Below are 16,460 nucleotides of genomic sequence, written 5' to 3'. Positions count from 1 at the left end.
ATTTGATAACGAGTACCTAATTAATTTTATTATGAACAAATATTTTAACAGAGCGCAAAAAACCAGTATTTTGATATTGCTATTTCATAATTGATAATTACTTTTACACCATAAACAAATTCTAATTATGTCTCAAGCCGTACTATCCTTAAAAAATGCAACTATCTATCAAGAAGATAAAGTAATCTTATCGAATGTTAACCTTGAAGTAAACCGAGGAGAATTCATTTATATTATTGGAAAAACCGGTTCAGGAAAAAGTAGTTTAATGAAAACGCTTTATGCTGACTTACCATTAATTGAAGGCAACGGACACATTGTTGACTTTGATTTAGAGACAATGAAAGAAAACGACATTCCTTTTTTAAGACGTAAAATCGGAATTGTTTTTCAGGATTTCAAATTATTACCGGATCGTTCTATTCAGGACAATATGCTTTTTGTTCTTAAAGCAACAGGCTGGTCAGACCAGAACGAAATGAACCGAAAAATAGAAGAAGTTCTGGATAAAGTAGGTATGAAAAACTACGCTCAAAAAATGCCGCATCAAATTTCGGGCGGAGAACAACAACGAGTAGCCATTGCAAGAGCTTTATTGAACGACCCTGAATTAATCCTTGCCGACGAACCTACCGGAAACTTAGATCCGCAAACCAGCGTGGAAGTTCTGGATGTTTTGAAAAAAATTAATGCCAATGGAAAAACCATTCTTATGGCGACTCACGACTACGCTCTGCTGATGAAATTCCCTTCAAAAACCTTAAAATGTGAGGATGCTAAAATTTTTGAAGTCGTGCAAAGAACTGTTTAATTTTTATAATACTAAAATTTAGAATCTCTTGAAACAAATTACATCTATTCAAAATCCATTCATAAAATCTTTAGTATTATTACAGGAAAAAGCCAAAAACAGAAGACAAACCGGAACTTTTTTAATTGAAGGTGTACGCGAAATTTCGTTAGCCGTAAAAGGAAATTATGAAATTGAAACCGTATTGTTTTATCCTGAAATTTGCAGCGAAATTGAAGCAAAAAAATTAGCCAAATCAGCTGAATTAATCGAAATCAACAAAGAAGTATTTCAAAAACTAAGTTATCGCGAAACCACCGAAGGTGTATTGGCTGTAGCCAAATCAAAATCCTTACAACTTTCTGATTTAAAACTTTCAGCAACACCCTTAATTTTAGTTGCCGAAGCTCCTGAAAAGCCCGGAAACATAGGCGCACTTTTAAGAACCGCCGATGCCGCTAATCTTGATGCTGTAATTATTGCGAATCCCAAAAGCGATTTATACAACCCGAATATTGTTCGTTCCAGTGTAGGCTGCCTGTTTACCAACCAAATTGCAACAGCAAGCACCGCTGAAATCATTTCTTTTTTAAAAGAAAAAAACATCAATTTCTACTGTGCCACCTTGCAAAACTCGACAAGCTATCACACTCAGGACTACACAAAACCAACCGCGCTAGTAGTTGGAACTGAAGCCACCGGACTTACCCAGGAATGGCGTGATGCCGCTACGCAAAACATCATTATTCCTATGCAAGGTGAAATCGACAGCATGAACGTTTCGGTAGCCGCAGCCATATTAATATTCGAAGCCAAAAGACAAAGAGGGTTTTAGATTGTAGATTTCAGATTGTAGATTTCAGATTGTAGATTTCAGATTGTAGATTTCAGATTGTAGATTTCAGATTGCAGAGTTTAGATTGCAGACTTCGGACTAAATTTAAAATCAACAATTCAAACTCTTGCATATATGCGAACTTATCGTTATTTTTAGAAAATGAACCCTGCACTTATGACAGAAATAGATATTGAAAAAGAGAATAAAGCAATTGCTCAAGAATACAAAGAATTACTTCGCATTAGTTACCAAACATTAACTACCGAAGATAAAAAACTGATACGCAAGGCTTTTGACGTTGCTGTGGAAGCTCATAAAGACCAAAGAAGAAAATCGGGAGAAGCTTATATTTTTCATCCCATTGCTGTTGCCAAAATTGTGGCTTCAGAGATAGGCCTTGGAGCTACTTCAATTGCAGCGGCCTTATTACATGATGTTGTAGAAGACACCCCTACTACCGTTAAAGATATTGAGCGAATGTTCAATCCTAAGGTAGCACAATTGGTTGAAGGTTTAACTAAAATATCCATCGTACAAAAAGATATGAATGTCTCTATGCAAGCCGAAAACTTCAGAAAGATGTTATTGACCTTGTATGATGATGTGCGTGTAATCCTGATAAAAATAGCCGACAGATTGCACAATATGCAAACTATGGAGTCTATGGATGACCACAAACAAGTTAAAATTGCATCAGAAACCTTATACATTTATGCGCCATTGGCTCATAGACTAGGCTTATACAACATCAAAACAAAACTGGAAGATCTAGGTTTAAAATATACTGAACCTGCCATATACAATGATATTGTCAGCAAAATAAAAGAGACCAAGGAACAACAGGATGCTTACATCAAAGACATCTCAGACGTACTTAAAGCTTCTTTAGATGCCGAAGGAATTGATTACATCATAAAAGGCCGCCCAAAATCTATCTATTCTATCCGTAGAAAGATGAAAGCCCAAAATGTAACTTTTGACGAAGTTTATGACAAATTTGCACTTCGAATTGTGTATAAATCAGACGCACACGATGAAAAGTTTATTGCCTGGAAAATTTATTCTATCGTTACCGATCATTACAGACCCAGCCCAAGCCGACTAAGAGACTGGATTTCGTCACCTAAATCAACAGGTTATGAAGCCTTGCATATTACGGTAATGGGACCTAAAGGACGTTGGGTTGAAGTACAGGTACGCAGTGAACGTATGGACGAAATTGCAGAAAAAGGTTATGCTGCACATTACAAATACAAAAACGGAGCTACCGAAGAAGGCGGATTGGATGTTTGGTTGAACTTACTTCGAGAAGCTTTAGAAAATCCTGAAACCAACGCAATTGACTTTGTGGAAGATTTCAAAATGAACTTGTACTCGAAAGAAATCTATATTTTTACCCCTAAAGGCGATATTAAATCGCTGCCTAAAGGAGCTACATCACTAGATTTTGCATTTAGTATCCACTCCGAAATTGGAATCAAAACCCGCGGAACCAGAGTCAATGGAAAATTAGTTCCTTTAAATTATGAATTAAAGAGTGGGGATCAGGTAGAAATTATCACCTCTCCAAATCAAAAACCTACTGCCAACTGGTTAGATTATGTAACTACTTCGAGAGCAAAAAATAAAATTAGAAATGTTCTTAACGAAAACACTAAGAAAATTGCCGAAGAAGGAAAAGAAGTTCTTACCCGTAAACTAAAACACCTTAAAGTTACTTTGAATGAAGGAGTAACTAACGAATTAGTTAACTTTTTCCACCTTAAAACCAGTTTGGATTTATTTTACCGAGTTGGAATTGGCACTATTGACAACCAGCAATTAAAGGACTTTGCTGCTCAAAAAAGCAATACCTTAATTAATTTCTTTAAAAGCAAAATCAAACGTAGCGGAAACACAGCCGATACTGACATCCACAGACCTGTACTCAACAACAATTACGACATGTTGGTTTTTGGTAAAGAACAGGATAAATTAGATTACAAACTTTCTACTTGTTGTAACCCAATTCCTGGAGATCAGGTTTTTGGTTTCGTTACCATCAATGAGGGAATAAAAGTGCATAAAAAAGATTGCCCTAACGCCATCTCTTTACAGTCCAACTACGCTTATCGAATTATGCCTGCCAAATGGATTGACTCTTCTCAACAAGAATTCAAAGCCATTTTGAACATCACAGGAATGGACACCATTGGTTTAACTAACGAGTTGACAAAGGTCATTTCGAATAATATGAATGTGAATATTCAAAGTATTTCATTGAGTGGAGACGCAGGACTTTTCAAAGGACAGCTAACGGTAATTGTACAAAACATCACTATTTTGAAAAAACTAATTGACAATATCAAAAAAATTGACGGAATTGACCGTGTAACCCGGGTTTACAAAAATTAGTTTCCCTAATAATATATTTTTTCCCAAATACTTTAGATAACTAAAAAGATTTTGTTTTCAAAAAACACCCCTAAATCAGCGGTTAATTTTATTAAAAAAAACAAAATTATTATCTTATAAGTATTTAAACTTGAAAACTATTAAAATAAAAATTTATCTTTGCCGAATATGACACTCATTTCCACAAATAACGACAAAAATCAAGAAATTGTAAAAAACGTTTTTACAATGTATCTTGAAAAAAACGGGCATAGAAAAACGCCTGAACGTTACTCTATACTTCAGGAAATCTATGAAAGCGAAGAGCATTTTGACATAGAAAACCTCTATATCAAAATGAAAAACAAAAACTACCGTGTCAGCAGAGCTACGCTGTACAACACTATAGAATTACTCTTAGACTGTGCATTGGTACGCAAACATCAGTTTGGTCAAAACCAGGCACACTATGAAAAATCCTATTTTGACAAACAACACGACCATCTTATCATGACTGATACCGGTGATGTAGTAGAGTTTTGCGACCCAAGGATACAAACCATCAAAAAAACCATCGAGGAAATTTTTGATGTAGATATCACTAATCATTCCTTGTATTTTTATGGTACAAAGAAAGTTGCAAAAACAGAAGAAAACAAAGAAGAAACCAATAACGATAAAATTTAGTTTAAAAAAAGGCGGTAATTCTTTACTGCCGAAACGAATTAACGATTAAATAAAAAAATTAAAATGACCGTAGATTTATTACTAGGATTACAATGGGGAGATGAAGGAAAAGGAAAAATTGTTGACGTTCTTACCTCAAATTACGATATTATTGCTCGTTTTCAAGGTGGACCAAATGCAGGACATACTTTAGAATTTGACGGAATTAAACACGTACTTAGAACCATTCCTTCCGGAATTTTCCATAAATCAGCGGTAAATGTTATTGGAAACGGTGTTGTAATTGATCCGGTTGTATTTCAAAAGGAAATCGAAGGATTAGAAAAATTCAACATCGATATCAAAAAGAAATTAATCATTTCAAGAAAAGCACACTTAATCTTACCTACGCACCGTTTATTAGACGCTGCTTCTGAAGCTTCTAAAGGGAAAGCTAAAATTGGATCTACACTTAAAGGTATTGGACCAACTTATATGGACAAAACAGGTAGAAACGGTTTGCGTGTAGGAGATATTGAATTAGAAGATTTCAAAGAAAGATACCGCGCTCTTGCTGACAAGCACGAAGCTATGATTGCATTCTACGGAGTGGAACTACAATACAACTTACCGGAATTAGAAGCTGAGTTTTTCGAATCTATCGAAGAAATTAAAAAATTAGATTTCATCGATAGTGAAGAATACATGCACCAAGCTCAAAAGGCGGGTAAATCAATCTTATGCGAAGGAGCTCAGGGTTCATTGTTAGATGTTGATTTTGGAACCTATCCTTTCGTAACTTCATCTAACACTACAGCTGCCGGAGCTTGTACTGGTTTAGGAATTGCTCCTAACAAAATCAAAGAAGTTTACGGAATTTTCAAAGCTTACACTACCCGTGTAGGTAGCGGTCCTTTCCCTACTGAACTTTTTGACGAAGTTGGTGCTACAATGGCAAAAGTGGGTAACGAATTTGGTTCGGTTACAGGAAGAGCAAGACGTTGTGGATGGTTAGACTTAGTAGCTTTAAAATATGCAGTTCAGGTAAACGGAGTAACGCAATTGATGATGATGAAAGGCGACGTACTTTCAGGTTTTGATACCTTAAAAGTATGTACTGAATACAATTATAAAGGAAAAAACATCGCTCACTTCCCTTACAATGTGGAAGAAGAAAATGTTGCTCCAATTTACAAAGAATTCAAAGGATGGAAACAGGATTTAACCGGAATGACTACTTACGAGGAATTACCAGTTGAATTAAAAGAGTACATCGAGTTTATTGAAAAAGAATTAGAAGTGCCTATCAAAATTGTTTCTGTAGGTCCGGACAGAAAACAAACTATTATGAAATAACAATTAACGCTCTGATTTTTCAGGGCGTTTTTTTATCTCCAAAATCACAACACATGAACGACCCAAAAATAACCATCCAAAAAACCAAACTGCTTTCGGACAACTGGTACATCCTGAACAAAGTAACTTTTGATTATCAAAAACCTGACAATAGCGTGATTACTCAAAAAAGGGAAGTCTATGACCGTGGTAACGGGGCGGCGATTTTACTTTATAACAAAACAGATAAAACCATTATTTTAACCCGTCAGTTTCGTTTACCAACCTACTTAAACGGAAATAAAAGCGGAATGATGATCGAAGTTTGTGCCGGCTTATTAGATCAGGACGAACCCGAACAATGCATCATCCGAGAAACTGAGGAAGAAACAGGCTATAGAATTTCTAAGGTAAAAAAAATCATGGAAACCTATATGTCACCGGGAGCCATAACCGAAATTCTATATTTATTTATTGGCGAATATGACGCTTCCATGAAAGTCAGTGAAGGTGGCGGACTCGACCATGAACAAGAGAATATCGAAGTCTTAGAAATGTCTTTTGACCAGGCTTATGCAATGATTGAAACAGGAGAATTAAAAGATGCTAAAACCATTATGTTGTTGCAATATGCGAAGATAAATGGGTTAATGTAATTTAACACAATCGAAAGACAAATCATCAAATATTGTACATATATTTGTACTTAAACAAATACAGATTATGATAGTTACAAATATTTCTGATTTTAGAAAAGATATTAAATCTTATTTTGATGCAGTAGCGAAGAATTTTGAAACTCTGATTATTAACCGAGGAAAAGATTCCGGCATTGTAGTGATATCACTTGAAGAATATAATTCGTTAATGGCAACAAATTACGAATTGTCATCTCGATTGAATGAAAAACGTCTTGATACTGCTATCGAAAAATTGAAAAACAATCAATCATTTTCTAAAGATTTAATCGAAGAATAAGATGAAATATGTCTTTGTAGATGAATCTTGGGAAGATTATTTGTATTGGCAAAAAATCGATAAGAAAAAAGTAAAAAAGATCAATGATTTACTCAAAGATATTGCCCGTACACCATTTGAAGGCATCGGAAAACCCGAACCTCTAAAACATAAGTATGCTGGTTTTTGGTCACGTCGAATTGATGATGAACACCGATTAATTTACAGGTATTTAGAAGATGAAATACAGATTGTAAAATGCCGACACAATTACGACTAAGACTCTGCCCAAAACAAAAAAAGAACAATAAGAAAATTTCTCATTGTCCTTTTTTTTGTAAACAAAACCTAAAATTATTTATTAGGTTGTGGTGTCATCCTTAAATAATATTTAATACGATTAAATCCTTTTGGGAATTTTGCCGGAATATCTTCATCAGGTATTGATGGAGAAATAACCACATCCTGACCGTCTTTCCAGTTGGCTGGTGTAGCCACACTATAATTAGCCGTTAACTGCAAACTATCAATTACACGTAGCAATTCGTCAAAATTTCTTCCTGTCGAAGCCGGATACGTCAATATTAATTTTACTTTTTTATCAGCTCCAATAATAAATACGGAACGAACCGTGAAAGTATCATTCGCATTGGGATGAATCATATCATACAAATTAGCTACTTCTTTATTTTCGTCAGCGATAATTGGGTATTGTAAAGTTACATCTTGCGTTTCCTCGATGTCTTTAATCCATTTTAAATGCGATTCTAATCCATCCACACTTAATGCAATAACCTTAGTATTTCTTTTTTGGAATTCAGGGAAATAATTAGCTACAGTACCTAATTCTGTTGTACAAACTGGTGTAAAATCAGATGGATGCGAAAATAAAACACCCCAAGAATCACCTAACCATTCGTGAAATTGTACTGTACCCTGTGTAGTTTCTGCTTTAAAATCCGGAGCCGTATCTCCTAAACGTATTGTTGCCATAATATATCAGTATTTTTATATAAGTTCTATAAAATTAGTCAAAAAAAACTAATATGCATTTTTTAATGACGAAAAATTCGTTAAGAAAATACTTAGCCTAAAAATTGCAAAACAAAATACCAAAAAGCCAGTGTAACAAAAGAAATAGGAATTCCAAAACCAATCATCATACTACTCAATCGGGGCTTTAATCCATGAGAGGTCGCTACAATACTAGCCATAATCATAGGAGCCATTGCAGCTTCTATCAAGGCAACCTGAATCATTAAACCAGACTGTTTTAGAGCAAAGACATACAACACAAATAAAATAGCCGGCATAATGAATAATTTATAAGCTAATCCTATCCAAAGAAATTTCCAGTGCTGACTTCGGCTGTCAAAATGCAGTTGTAAACCAACCGAAATAATAGCTAAAGGCGTTAATAAGCTTCCTAATTTTGTCAATCCAAACTGAATATAATCATGGAAATCTAAGTCTAAAATATTGGCAACACAGGAAACTAAAAAACAAACAAAAGGCGGAAACAACATCACTTTTTTAATGATGGTTCCACCGCTAATTTCATCTTTAGAATACATCGTAGCCACAACTATTGCAAGGGTCGAAACCAACACAAAAGTTCCCGGCTGATCGACTAAAATAGCCATTTTCAAACCTTCGGAACCATACAATGCATTTACAATAGGAAATCCTAGGAAAGAAGTATTTCCTAAGCCGGCAGTTATAATCAGGCAGCCTATTAATTTTTTAGACCATCCATATTTCTTTCCAATAAAACGAAATAAAAAGAAAGAGATAGCAAAACCTATCCAAGCAACACCAATAAGATAAAGCAGCTTATTGTCCCATTGAATTTTAGGAATATAATACAAAGCTAAAGCTGGAAGACACACATTAATAACAAACTTATTAATTAGTTTATAGCTATTGGTTGGAAACCATTTGACGTATTGCAAAGCAACACCCAGAAGTAAATAGACAAAAATTAGAATTATATTGCTCATAATGCTGCAAAGATATTTACTAATTTGCAAGTATCATAAACTTATCAGGAATATCAAATTATTTCCTTTTAATGTATTATTTTTACTTAAAGCATTCTGTATTTTGAAAAAAGATAAGCCCACCTCAGCCAACAACGAAGACAGCCCTGAAATTTTCAATACTGCTGTGTTGAAAAAAATTCAGCAAGCCCGAATGGCGCAACCCAGCACCGAGGAACTCATTAGTCGCGTATTGGCAGGAGAAATCAATGCGCTCAGTAGAGCCATTACTTTAATTGAAAGCAGTAATCCCAATCATTTTTCAAAAGCTAATGAAATTATCAATGCCTGCTTACCGCATGCCAATAAATCCATTCGGATAGGAATTACAGGAGTTCCCGGAGTAGGAAAAAGTACGTTTATAGAAGCTTTTGGAAAACATCTAAGAAATCAGGAAAAAAAAATAGCCGTGCTAACAATTGACCCCAGCAGTTCTATTTCGCATGGAAGTATTTTGGGAGATAAAACACGGATGGAAGAATTAGCCAAAGATCCCAATGCTTATGTGCGTCCTTCGGCATCAGGAGAAACACTGGGCGGAGTGGCCCGCAAAACAAGGGAAACCATAATTCTCTGTGAAGCCGCCGGATTTGACACCATTATCATAGAAACCGTAGGCGTGGGACAAAGTGAAACAGCTGTTCACAGTATGGTTGATTTCTTTTTGTTATTACAAATTGCAGGAGCCGGTGATGAATTACAAGGCATAAAAAGGGGAATTATGGAAATGGCTGACGCAATTGTAATCAACAAATCGGATGGGGATAACATTCAAAAAGCCACATTAGCAAAATCCGAAATAAACAGAGCCTTGCATTTATTCCCTTCAAAAAAATCAGGATGGATTCCTATGGCTACAACTTGTAGTGCCAAAACACATGAAGGCATTACCGAAGTTTGGCTCAACATTCTAAAATATATCGAACTCACAAAAAGCAACGGCTATTTTGATACCAAAAGAGCCGAACAAAACGAATTTTGGTTATTAGAAACCATTAACAATCAATTACAACAAGATTTTTATAACAATACTGAAATTCAGGATTTATTAGAAAAAACTAAAAAAGCGGTGCAAAACAATGAATCCTCACCTTTTGCAGCCGCTCAATTATTATTGGAAACTTATTTTAAAAACAAACCTTAGATAGCGTAATACCTTTTATCTAATATTACCTACCGAATTCTTAGCCGTATCGTGTTTGGTTTTCAAGACTCCGTTTTCTACGGTAAAACCAATACGAACCTGAGTCTTTAAAGTATCTTTTAATCCAGAAGTGGCTTTTTGCGAAATCACAAATTCTAATTCGTATTCGCCATCCGGCAGTTCCATTACAGTATCTGTATCCTGATCCTGAACTGTATATACTTTCTTTGCACTTTTAGCATAGGATGCAGCTGCTGCGCCTCCACCAGTGCCACCAGCTAAATTACCAACACTGGAAACGGCTGCCGAAATAATCGCTCCACCCGGTAAAGCACCTCCTAACAATGATGCACCTTGCGATAAAGCACCACCTGCAGCCTGTAAGCCCTGATTTACTTTTTCGCCAAAAGTAGAACGCTCAATCGCTGTCAATTCATTAATGCTATTGTCTTTTAAATTAATCTTATAGCCTGAATTAAGAGGAAATAAAACGACACAGCCATTTTCAATCAGCCTAATATTCATCCCTGAATTTACCTTTTCGCCAAAGGTTGCCCCCTGTGTCTGTTTTGGAACAGTAATATTCATCGAAATCCTATTTGGCATCCCACTATTATTGATTGTATTGATTCCTCTTTGATTGGATTCAGCAGGGACATCTCCTTTTCCTAAACTCACTTTAGCTCTATTTGCAGTAGTCAATTGAGCATTTACAAAACAATAGAAGCTTAAAGCCAAAACAACAGTTATTCGTTTAAAATTTTTCATTTTAGTATCTTTTTAAGTTTATTATATATCAATTAGAATTTGATTTTGTTACCCTTATTTAAAAAAATATTGAAAGAAAAAAATGGCTGTAAACGATTTAAATTTAATCATTTTACAGCCATCAAACTGTTTATTTACAAAGTTTTAAACAGCAAAACTATTCTTTCTCGTAACGTTCCATTTCCCGATCATAAAAAGCATTGGCTTCTTCGATCAAACCTTCCATTTCGGCATTTAATTCGGCTTCATCAAGATCCTCGGCTTCTTCCATAAATTCCACCTCATCATCTTTTAGATTAATAATAAATCTTGGGTAATCTAAATGAATGATAAAAATATCATCCGGAAAATCAGTGTTGTCGCCAAGTAAAAATTTAGGTAATTCCATGCTATAATTAATTTGATTATTTTTTGAGTTGCCTGATTTTTATTCGAAAAAAAGAACAACTATCTTATTTTTAATGTTTTTCTAAAATTAACTTCCTTGTTAATTGAATGAAGCGAATATACAAAAATAAAGCTGCTGTTGTTAATCCTGCCAAAAGTCCAATCCAAATTCCAACTGCTTCTAAACTGGTATAAAATCCCAGATAAATAGACACTGGAAATCCCACAATCCAATAAGCTACAAAGGTAATATACATGGGAACTTTAGCATCCTGTAAACCTCGTAACGCACCTAAGACTACCGCCTGAATTCCATCGGAAATTTGGAAAACAGCAGCTACTAATAACAATTGAGCCGCTATGGTAATCACTTCGGTATTGGCTACAAAATCGGCAGTGTTATTCATATCTACAAACAAGACAGGCATTTGTTTATGAAACAAAACAAAAAACAAAGCAAAGAAAACTTCTAATAAAACGGCCAATAAAAAGATAGAAAAAGCTACGATTTTCATTTTCTTGTAATCACCCAAACCTTTTTGATTCCCTACTCTAATGGTAGCGGCAACGCTCAATCCCATGGCAAACATAAAAGTAAATGAAGCCAGACTCAACGCAATTTGGTTCGCTGCCTGATTGGCAATTCCCAATCGTCCTGAAAGCCAAACCGCTGCTGTAAACAATGCTACCTCAAAAAACATCTGCATAGAAGAAGGAGCCCCTAAACGAATGATTTTCAGATTAATTTCTCGTTGTATTTTTTTTATTGAAAAACCATCAAAAAAGGGATGAAACTTTGCGTTTTTCTTCATCTTATAGTGCATATATCCCAACATTATAAAACGGGAAACCAGGGTTCCAATAGCTGCACCAAGCATTCCTAATTCAGGAAAAATCCAAATTCCGTAAATGAAAACATAATTTAAAAAAACATGAACCACATTGGCCAAAATTGTAGCCCACATAGCATATTTAGTTTCGCTCATTCCATCGGCAAATTGCTTATATCCTTGAAAAATAATCAATGGAACTAACGAAAACGCCACAATGTCCAGATAAGGTTTAGACAATTCGACCACATTTTCGGGCTGTCCCATAAATGCAAGTAACTGTTTGGCAAAAAGAACCAATAGAAAAAGAAAGAATCCTAAAAAAACACACAAATACAATCCATGGTGAAATACACTTCTCCCCTTTTCAATATTCTGCTCGCCATCGGCTTCGGCAGCTAAAGGTGTTATGGCAGTCGAAAAACCAATTCCTAATGACATCGCAATAAAAACAAAACTGTTAGCCAAAGAAGCTGCTGCCAACTCAGTAGGACCTAATTTCCCTACCATCACATTATCTACAAGTCCCACCACAGTATGTCCAAGCATTCCTAAAATAATAGGATAAGCCAATCGTAAATTATAGGAGAACTCTTTGGTATAAGTAGCTAAAGTCACTTTGTTTTTTTTAAGGCGACAAAGGTAAGCAGAAGGAAATCGATATCAAGGTTTGTACAGCATAATATTTTATCCGAAGAATGAGCTATTAGCAAACCAAATAATTAAAAATAGCCACGAATTCACCAATTTTATTTTAAAAACTATTCGTGAATTAGTGGCTGTACTATGCTAAACTTATTTCAAATATTTTTTATCGGTCAAAGTTTTCATAAAATCAACCAACTGTTTTTTTTCCAAATCGGTCAAATTCAATTTATCTTCAGGTAAGGTTTGATTTTCTAATGAGAATCCTAATCCTTTCCCTCCGCCTTCATTATAAAAATCAACTACTTCTTCCAGCGTTTTAAAAACACCATTGTGCATATAAGGCGCTGTTAATGCTGCATTTCTAATCGTTGGTGTTTTAAACGAAAATTTATGAATCAGGGCTTTGGTCAAATTGTACTTTCCCAAATCAGAATCTAATTTGCCATTGGCATCAGGAACGCCTAAAACTTCACTTTCTGATTTCATAAAATTAGGAGGCACAGTTCCATTGGTCAACGGAATAAAATGACAAGTAGCACATTTGGCTTTGCCTGCAAAAAGATTAAAACCTGCTTTTTCATCGGAAGTAAAAGCAACCTCATCACGCATATAGGCATCAAATTTAGAATCGAATTTACTCAGTGTTCGAATATAAGAAGCCAAAGCATTTTTGATTTCAAAAGCAGTAATTCCTTTTTTTGGAAAGGCTTTTTCAAACTTTTGAATATAATTTTTGTCGTTTTTTATTTTCTGAGCCGCTTCTTCTAATGAACCGTGCATCTCATCAGCATTTGTAATCACCGCTACCGCCTGATCTTCTAAATAATTCACTCTCGAATCAGAGAAAAACACACGTTGAAAAGCAATATTGGTAAGTGTAGGCGTATTTCTTTTTACAAAAGACTTGCCATCAAAAGAAAGGGCTTTTTCTAAACCATCGGTAAAAGCTTTATCGGCGTGGTGGCAGGAAGCGCAGGAACGGCTGTTATTTCCTGACAAAACAGGGTCATTAAAAAGTAATTTCCCTAATCCTGCTTTCTCTTTAGTAGTTTTATAATCCGGAAAAGCAGAAAAAGCTTCTTCGTCAAAAACTTCTTTCTCAAATAAGGTCTGCGCATTGGTTTTCAATCCACGTATTTCATCAAAAAAAGGAATTTTCAAGTCTTTCTGATTTTGATATAATTTTCTGCTCAACGGATTGGCATAATTTTGAATAAAAGCCGCACGGTCAAAAGCATTAAAATCAGGGTTGGTTTTTAAATAATTAATTGCCTGATCGATGATTTTTAACGTCGCATCCGAGTCGCTTATGGCATACACCTGATAATATTTTTGTATTCCTTCTAATGCTCCTGCTGCTTCCGGAATGGATTGTTGAGCAACAGGCGAATCAAAACCTGTTATTCCCATGCTTATAATTCGAAAAACTTCCAGTCGCAAGGCATCAAAAACATGCGCATCGGTTAATTCGTTCGTCTCGGCTATTCGATTCAAACGTTTTAAATTAGCCGTAAGAATTCCGATTTCTTTCAATAATTCGGATTTGGATTTCACATCATACGCAGGAAACAAAAACTCTTCAATTACCTGAAATCCTTGTGGCGGCAAAGTCATTTTATCATCTTCCTCAAACTCTGAAAGAGCCGGCCCGTTAATAGCCTTAGAAACTTCCGGGAAATAATATTCGCTAAAAACTTCTATTTTTTTATAATTCAGATGTGCTGCTAAAAATTGCTCCTGAAGTTTTTGGGAATCAGCATTGGATTTTATTAAATTTTCCAAATCGTTTACTGATTGAATTAAAGTAGTTATATCGGCTTGAAATAATTGTTTTACTTGAGTTGGTTTTGGAGTTTCCTGACATGAAATTACCAACAAAAGCAATAAAAAAAAGCATATTTTTTTCATAATAAAAGAGACAGAATGAATATACAAAGTCCACGATTTCAAAATAAGAAACCGTGGACTTTTGGAATTATTTTAAATTTTATTATCTCGCTAATCCTTTGATTAATACAACCTGACTGGCTTGTTTTTCGTTTGGACGACCTGTTCCTCCATCAACTCCTTTGTATTTATCACCATTCCAAGTGTGTGGTTGAACGCACAACATAAAAGTATCATCAATACCTAATTGCTCAGAAACATCAATTAAAGCGCCATATTCCCAACTTCCAAATCTTGAACTTCCTCCTACATTGTATTTAGCAGCATCTGTTTCGGTACGACGGTGGTCTAATTCCACCACTACTTTCATGGTTTTCTTAGCAATATCGTATTGGTAAATGTAAGCGTCATGCGTTTCGTCTCCATAACCGTTTGAATCTTCCTGAACATATACATAGTTTTTAGTTACACAAATGTTATCCGGATTTTGGAAAGTTTTAGCTATTCCGTTACGGTCATCTCCATCAAGTAATACTTTTAAATTTCCTGATAATGGATTGTTTTCATCTAAATCCAATTGGTACACTCTACCGTATTTTGTTCTCGAAGCATCAGCATTAGCACCTGTCCTATCTTGTCCTGTTACATTAAAATAGATTTCTCTGTCGGCTGCTTTTTCCCCTTTTCTATAATCCAAATCTTCTACTCTACCAAACTTAAGTCCTTTTAAAGTATTTACAGTAGCATTGATTTGAGCCCCTGTTAAAGTTGTATGATTGTCAATTTTTACAAATGAAACTGGATAATTTTTACCTACAACCATGTCTGTTTCTCTTTGATTATCGTTGTTTCTTTTCATCATATACAAAGAACCATTCATAAGATCCCCTACTGTATTAGAAACATACATAAATACTTGTCCTCCATTAGTTCCTGAATCGTCATCACCAAGAATGACAATAGTTTTCCCCGGGAAAGCCGAAGCTTTTAATGGTAAAGCATTCTCTGCACTCAAACGTCCTAAACCTGGCAATTCTTTAGAAACACTGTTAGATTCCACATCTCCATAAGGATTTACACCATGTGTGCGAGACTCTTCTCCTGATTCTCCGGAAGTTAAATACAACGGACCAAAACCATGTTCTTTAGGTGTTGCCATTGTTGCACTACACAATCTCCAAACTCCTCCATTAGAATTCAACAAATACTCTCCGGCAATCGGTTTGAAAGTTTTGTCTAAAGTCACTCTTGAAACGGCAAAATTGTCTTCGTGATTTACTAAAAAGGTAAAAGTACCATCGGTGTTTTTTAACAATCCGCTACCATCAGCTGATCCTCCGAAAACAAAATTTGGAGTATCAGGCAATACATCATCAGAAGTTATCAAAGAGAATAACTCTAATTTTTCAAAACCTTCTTTTTTCTTCAATAATACCGGTGTTTCAGATTGATCGGCTAAAACCACCTCTGACTCTGTTTTGTCATTCTCGCACGAGAAAAAAGCTGTACTTAAAAGTAGCCCTAAAATAATTTTTTTCATCTTGGTTTGTATTTTTGTTTTTTTTCAAAGCAAAGAAAGCCCAGGGATTTTAAAACAGCATGAACTAAACATTAGCAAACCTTAAAGAATTATTCTGTTTTTTGATACAAAAAGCCTAAAAAAGCCAGCCTTAAGTTAGCTAAACATTTTCTTTAGATTACCGAAATATCAACTAAGGCTTCTTTTATAAAATTCTCGTTTTAATACAAAATCTCAGCTTATTGAATATCAACAACTAGCTATTTTTTGATGCAAAAA

The 16,460-nt window shown here is 35.1% G+C and carries 16 protein-coding genes; 9 read left to right on the top strand and 7 right to left on the bottom strand.

Features of this window, described 5'->3' with window-relative positions; all coding sequences use genetic code 11:
- Nucleotides 1-127: 127 nt before the first annotated feature.
- From BIW12_RS11375 to BIW12_RS11340, 8 genes are all read left to right on the top strand, one after another.
- The gene (locus BIW12_RS11375) at nt 128-811 is read left to right on the top strand and encodes a cell division ATP-binding protein FtsE (RefSeq protein WP_071185221.1); all 684 of its coding nucleotides are present in this window, start codon (nt 128-130) and stop codon (nt 809-811) included.
- A gap of 28 nt (nt 812-839) precedes the next feature.
- The gene (locus BIW12_RS11370; protein WP_071185220.1) at nt 840-1,625 is read left to right on the top strand and encodes a TrmH family RNA methyltransferase; all 786 of its coding nucleotides are present in this window, start codon (nt 840-842) and stop codon (nt 1,623-1,625) included.
- Nucleotides 1,626-1,802: 177 nt separating this feature from the next.
- Nucleotides 1,803-4,022, top strand: coding sequence for a RelA/SpoT family protein (locus BIW12_RS11365; RefSeq protein ID WP_071185219.1), 2,220 nt, complete (start codon nt 1,803-1,805; stop codon nt 4,020-4,022).
- Nucleotides 4,023-4,190: 168 nt separating this feature from the next.
- A complete protein-coding gene (locus tag BIW12_RS11360; RefSeq protein ID WP_071185218.1) occupies nt 4,191-4,688 on the top strand; it encodes a Fur family transcriptional regulator in 498 nt (165 codons plus the stop codon).
- 63 nt (nt 4,689-4,751) lie between these two features.
- Nucleotides 4,752-6,023, top strand: a complete 1,272-nt coding sequence (locus tag BIW12_RS11355) for an adenylosuccinate synthase (RefSeq protein ID WP_071185217.1) — start codon at nt 4,752-4,754, stop codon at nt 6,021-6,023.
- 53 nt (nt 6,024-6,076) lie between these two features.
- Nucleotides 6,077-6,658 carry a GDP-mannose pyrophosphatase NudK gene (gene nudK, locus BIW12_RS11350; protein ID WP_071185216.1) on the top strand — a complete coding sequence of 194 codons (582 nt, stop codon included), beginning with the start codon at nt 6,077-6,079 and terminating at the stop codon, nt 6,656-6,658.
- Between the two features lie 67 nt (nt 6,659-6,725).
- Nucleotides 6,726-6,980 carry a type II toxin-antitoxin system Phd/YefM family antitoxin gene (locus BIW12_RS11345; RefSeq protein ID WP_071185215.1) on the top strand — a complete coding sequence of 85 codons (255 nt, stop codon included), beginning with the start codon at nt 6,726-6,728 and terminating at the stop codon, nt 6,978-6,980.
- A 1-nt stretch (nt 6,981) separates the two neighbouring features.
- Entirely contained in the window at nt 6,982-7,239 is a 258-nt protein-coding gene (locus BIW12_RS11340) for a Txe/YoeB family addiction module toxin (RefSeq protein ID WP_071185214.1), read from the top strand.
- Between the two features lie 74 nt (nt 7,240-7,313).
- On the opposite strand, the gene BIW12_RS11335 is transcribed toward BIW12_RS11340, so the two are convergent.
- Together BIW12_RS11335 and BIW12_RS11330 are read right to left on the bottom strand one after the other, a co-directional pair.
- Nucleotides 7,314-7,952, bottom strand: a complete 639-nt coding sequence (locus BIW12_RS11335) for a peroxiredoxin (protein WP_071185213.1) — start codon at nt 7,950-7,952, stop codon at nt 7,314-7,316.
- A 92-nt stretch (nt 7,953-8,044) separates the two neighbouring features.
- A complete protein-coding gene (locus BIW12_RS11330; protein WP_071185212.1) occupies nt 8,045-8,959 on the bottom strand; it encodes an AEC family transporter in 915 nt (304 codons plus the stop codon).
- A gap of 103 nt (nt 8,960-9,062) precedes the next feature.
- Between BIW12_RS11330 and meaB the strand changes: the two genes are divergently transcribed.
- Nucleotides 9,063-10,142, top strand: coding sequence for a methylmalonyl Co-A mutase-associated GTPase MeaB (gene meaB / locus BIW12_RS11325; protein WP_232227083.1), 1,080 nt, complete (start codon nt 9,063-9,065; stop codon nt 10,140-10,142).
- 15 nt (nt 10,143-10,157) lie between these two features.
- Here meaB and BIW12_RS11320 read toward each other — a convergent pair whose 3' ends face one another.
- The 5 genes from BIW12_RS11320 to BIW12_RS11300 form a co-directional block, all read right to left on the bottom strand.
- A complete protein-coding gene (locus BIW12_RS11320) occupies nt 10,158-10,910 on the bottom strand; it encodes a hypothetical protein (protein ID WP_071185211.1) in 753 nt (250 codons plus the stop codon).
- A 157-nt stretch (nt 10,911-11,067) separates the two neighbouring features.
- Nucleotides 11,068-11,298 (bottom strand): hypothetical protein, encoded by a 231-nt coding sequence (locus BIW12_RS11315; RefSeq protein ID WP_071185210.1) that lies wholly within the window; start codon nt 11,296-11,298, stop codon nt 11,068-11,070.
- Between the two features lie 70 nt (nt 11,299-11,368).
- The gene (locus BIW12_RS11310) at nt 11,369-12,745 is read right to left on the bottom strand and encodes an MATE family efflux transporter (protein ID WP_071185209.1); all 1,377 of its coding nucleotides are present in this window, start codon (nt 12,743-12,745) and stop codon (nt 11,369-11,371) included.
- Nucleotides 12,746-12,922: 177 nt separating this feature from the next.
- On the bottom strand, nt 12,923-14,683 hold the full coding sequence (locus BIW12_RS11305; protein ID WP_071185208.1) for a cytochrome c peroxidase: 1,761 nt from the start codon (nt 14,681-14,683) through the stop codon (nt 12,923-12,925).
- Between the two features lie 82 nt (nt 14,684-14,765).
- A complete protein-coding gene (locus BIW12_RS11300; RefSeq protein ID WP_071185207.1) occupies nt 14,766-16,202 on the bottom strand; it encodes a PhoX family protein in 1,437 nt (478 codons plus the stop codon).
- Nucleotides 16,203-16,460: the final 258 nt, after the last annotated feature.

The organism is Flavobacterium commune, from assembly GCF_001857965.1.
Taxonomy (GTDB): Bacteria; Bacteroidota; Bacteroidia; order Flavobacteriales; family Flavobacteriaceae; genus Flavobacterium; species Flavobacterium commune.
The sequence above is the reverse complement of the archived record's forward strand: the minus strand, read 5'-3'. Positions and strand labels throughout refer to the sequence as shown.

Bases quoted from the DNA above. Each gene is read 5' to 3' on its own strand.
- BIW12_RS11360 (WP_071185218.1), top strand. From the start codon at position 4,191: ATGACACTCATTTCCACAAATAACGACAAAAATCAAGAAATTGTAAAA.
- BIW12_RS11375 (WP_071185221.1), top strand. From the start codon at position 128: ATGTCTCAAGCCGTACTATCCTTAAAAAATGCAACTATCTATCAAGAA.
- BIW12_RS11355 (WP_071185217.1), top strand. From the start codon at position 4,752: ATGACCGTAGATTTATTACTAGGATTACAATGGGGAGATGAAGGAAAA.
- BIW12_RS11305 (WP_071185208.1), bottom strand. From the start codon at position 14,683: ATGAAAAAAATATGCTTTTTTTTATTGCTTTTGTTGGTAATTTCATGT.
- BIW12_RS11340 (WP_071185214.1), top strand. From the start codon at position 6,982: ATGAAATATGTCTTTGTAGATGAATCTTGGGAAGATTATTTGTATTGG.
- BIW12_RS11330 (WP_071185212.1), bottom strand. From the start codon at position 8,959: ATGAGCAATATAATTCTAATTTTTGTCTATTTACTTCTGGGTGTTGCT.
- BIW12_RS11320 (WP_071185211.1), bottom strand. From the start codon at position 10,910: ATGAAAAATTTTAAACGAATAACTGTTGTTTTGGCTTTAAGCTTCTAT.
- BIW12_RS11335 (WP_071185213.1), bottom strand. From the start codon at position 7,952: ATGGCAACAATACGTTTAGGAGATACGGCTCCGGATTTTAAAGCAGAA.
- BIW12_RS11345 (WP_071185215.1), top strand. From the start codon at position 6,726: ATGATAGTTACAAATATTTCTGATTTTAGAAAAGATATTAAATCTTAT.
- BIW12_RS11300 (WP_071185207.1), bottom strand. From the start codon at position 16,202: ATGAAAAAAATTATTTTAGGGCTACTTTTAAGTACAGCTTTTTTCTCG.
- BIW12_RS11365 (WP_071185219.1), top strand. From the start codon at position 1,803: ATGACAGAAATAGATATTGAAAAAGAGAATAAAGCAATTGCTCAAGAA.
- nudK (WP_071185216.1), top strand. From the start codon at position 6,077: ATGAACGACCCAAAAATAACCATCCAAAAAACCAAACTGCTTTCGGAC.
- BIW12_RS11315 (WP_071185210.1), bottom strand. From the start codon at position 11,298: ATGGAATTACCTAAATTTTTACTTGGCGACAACACTGATTTTCCGGAT.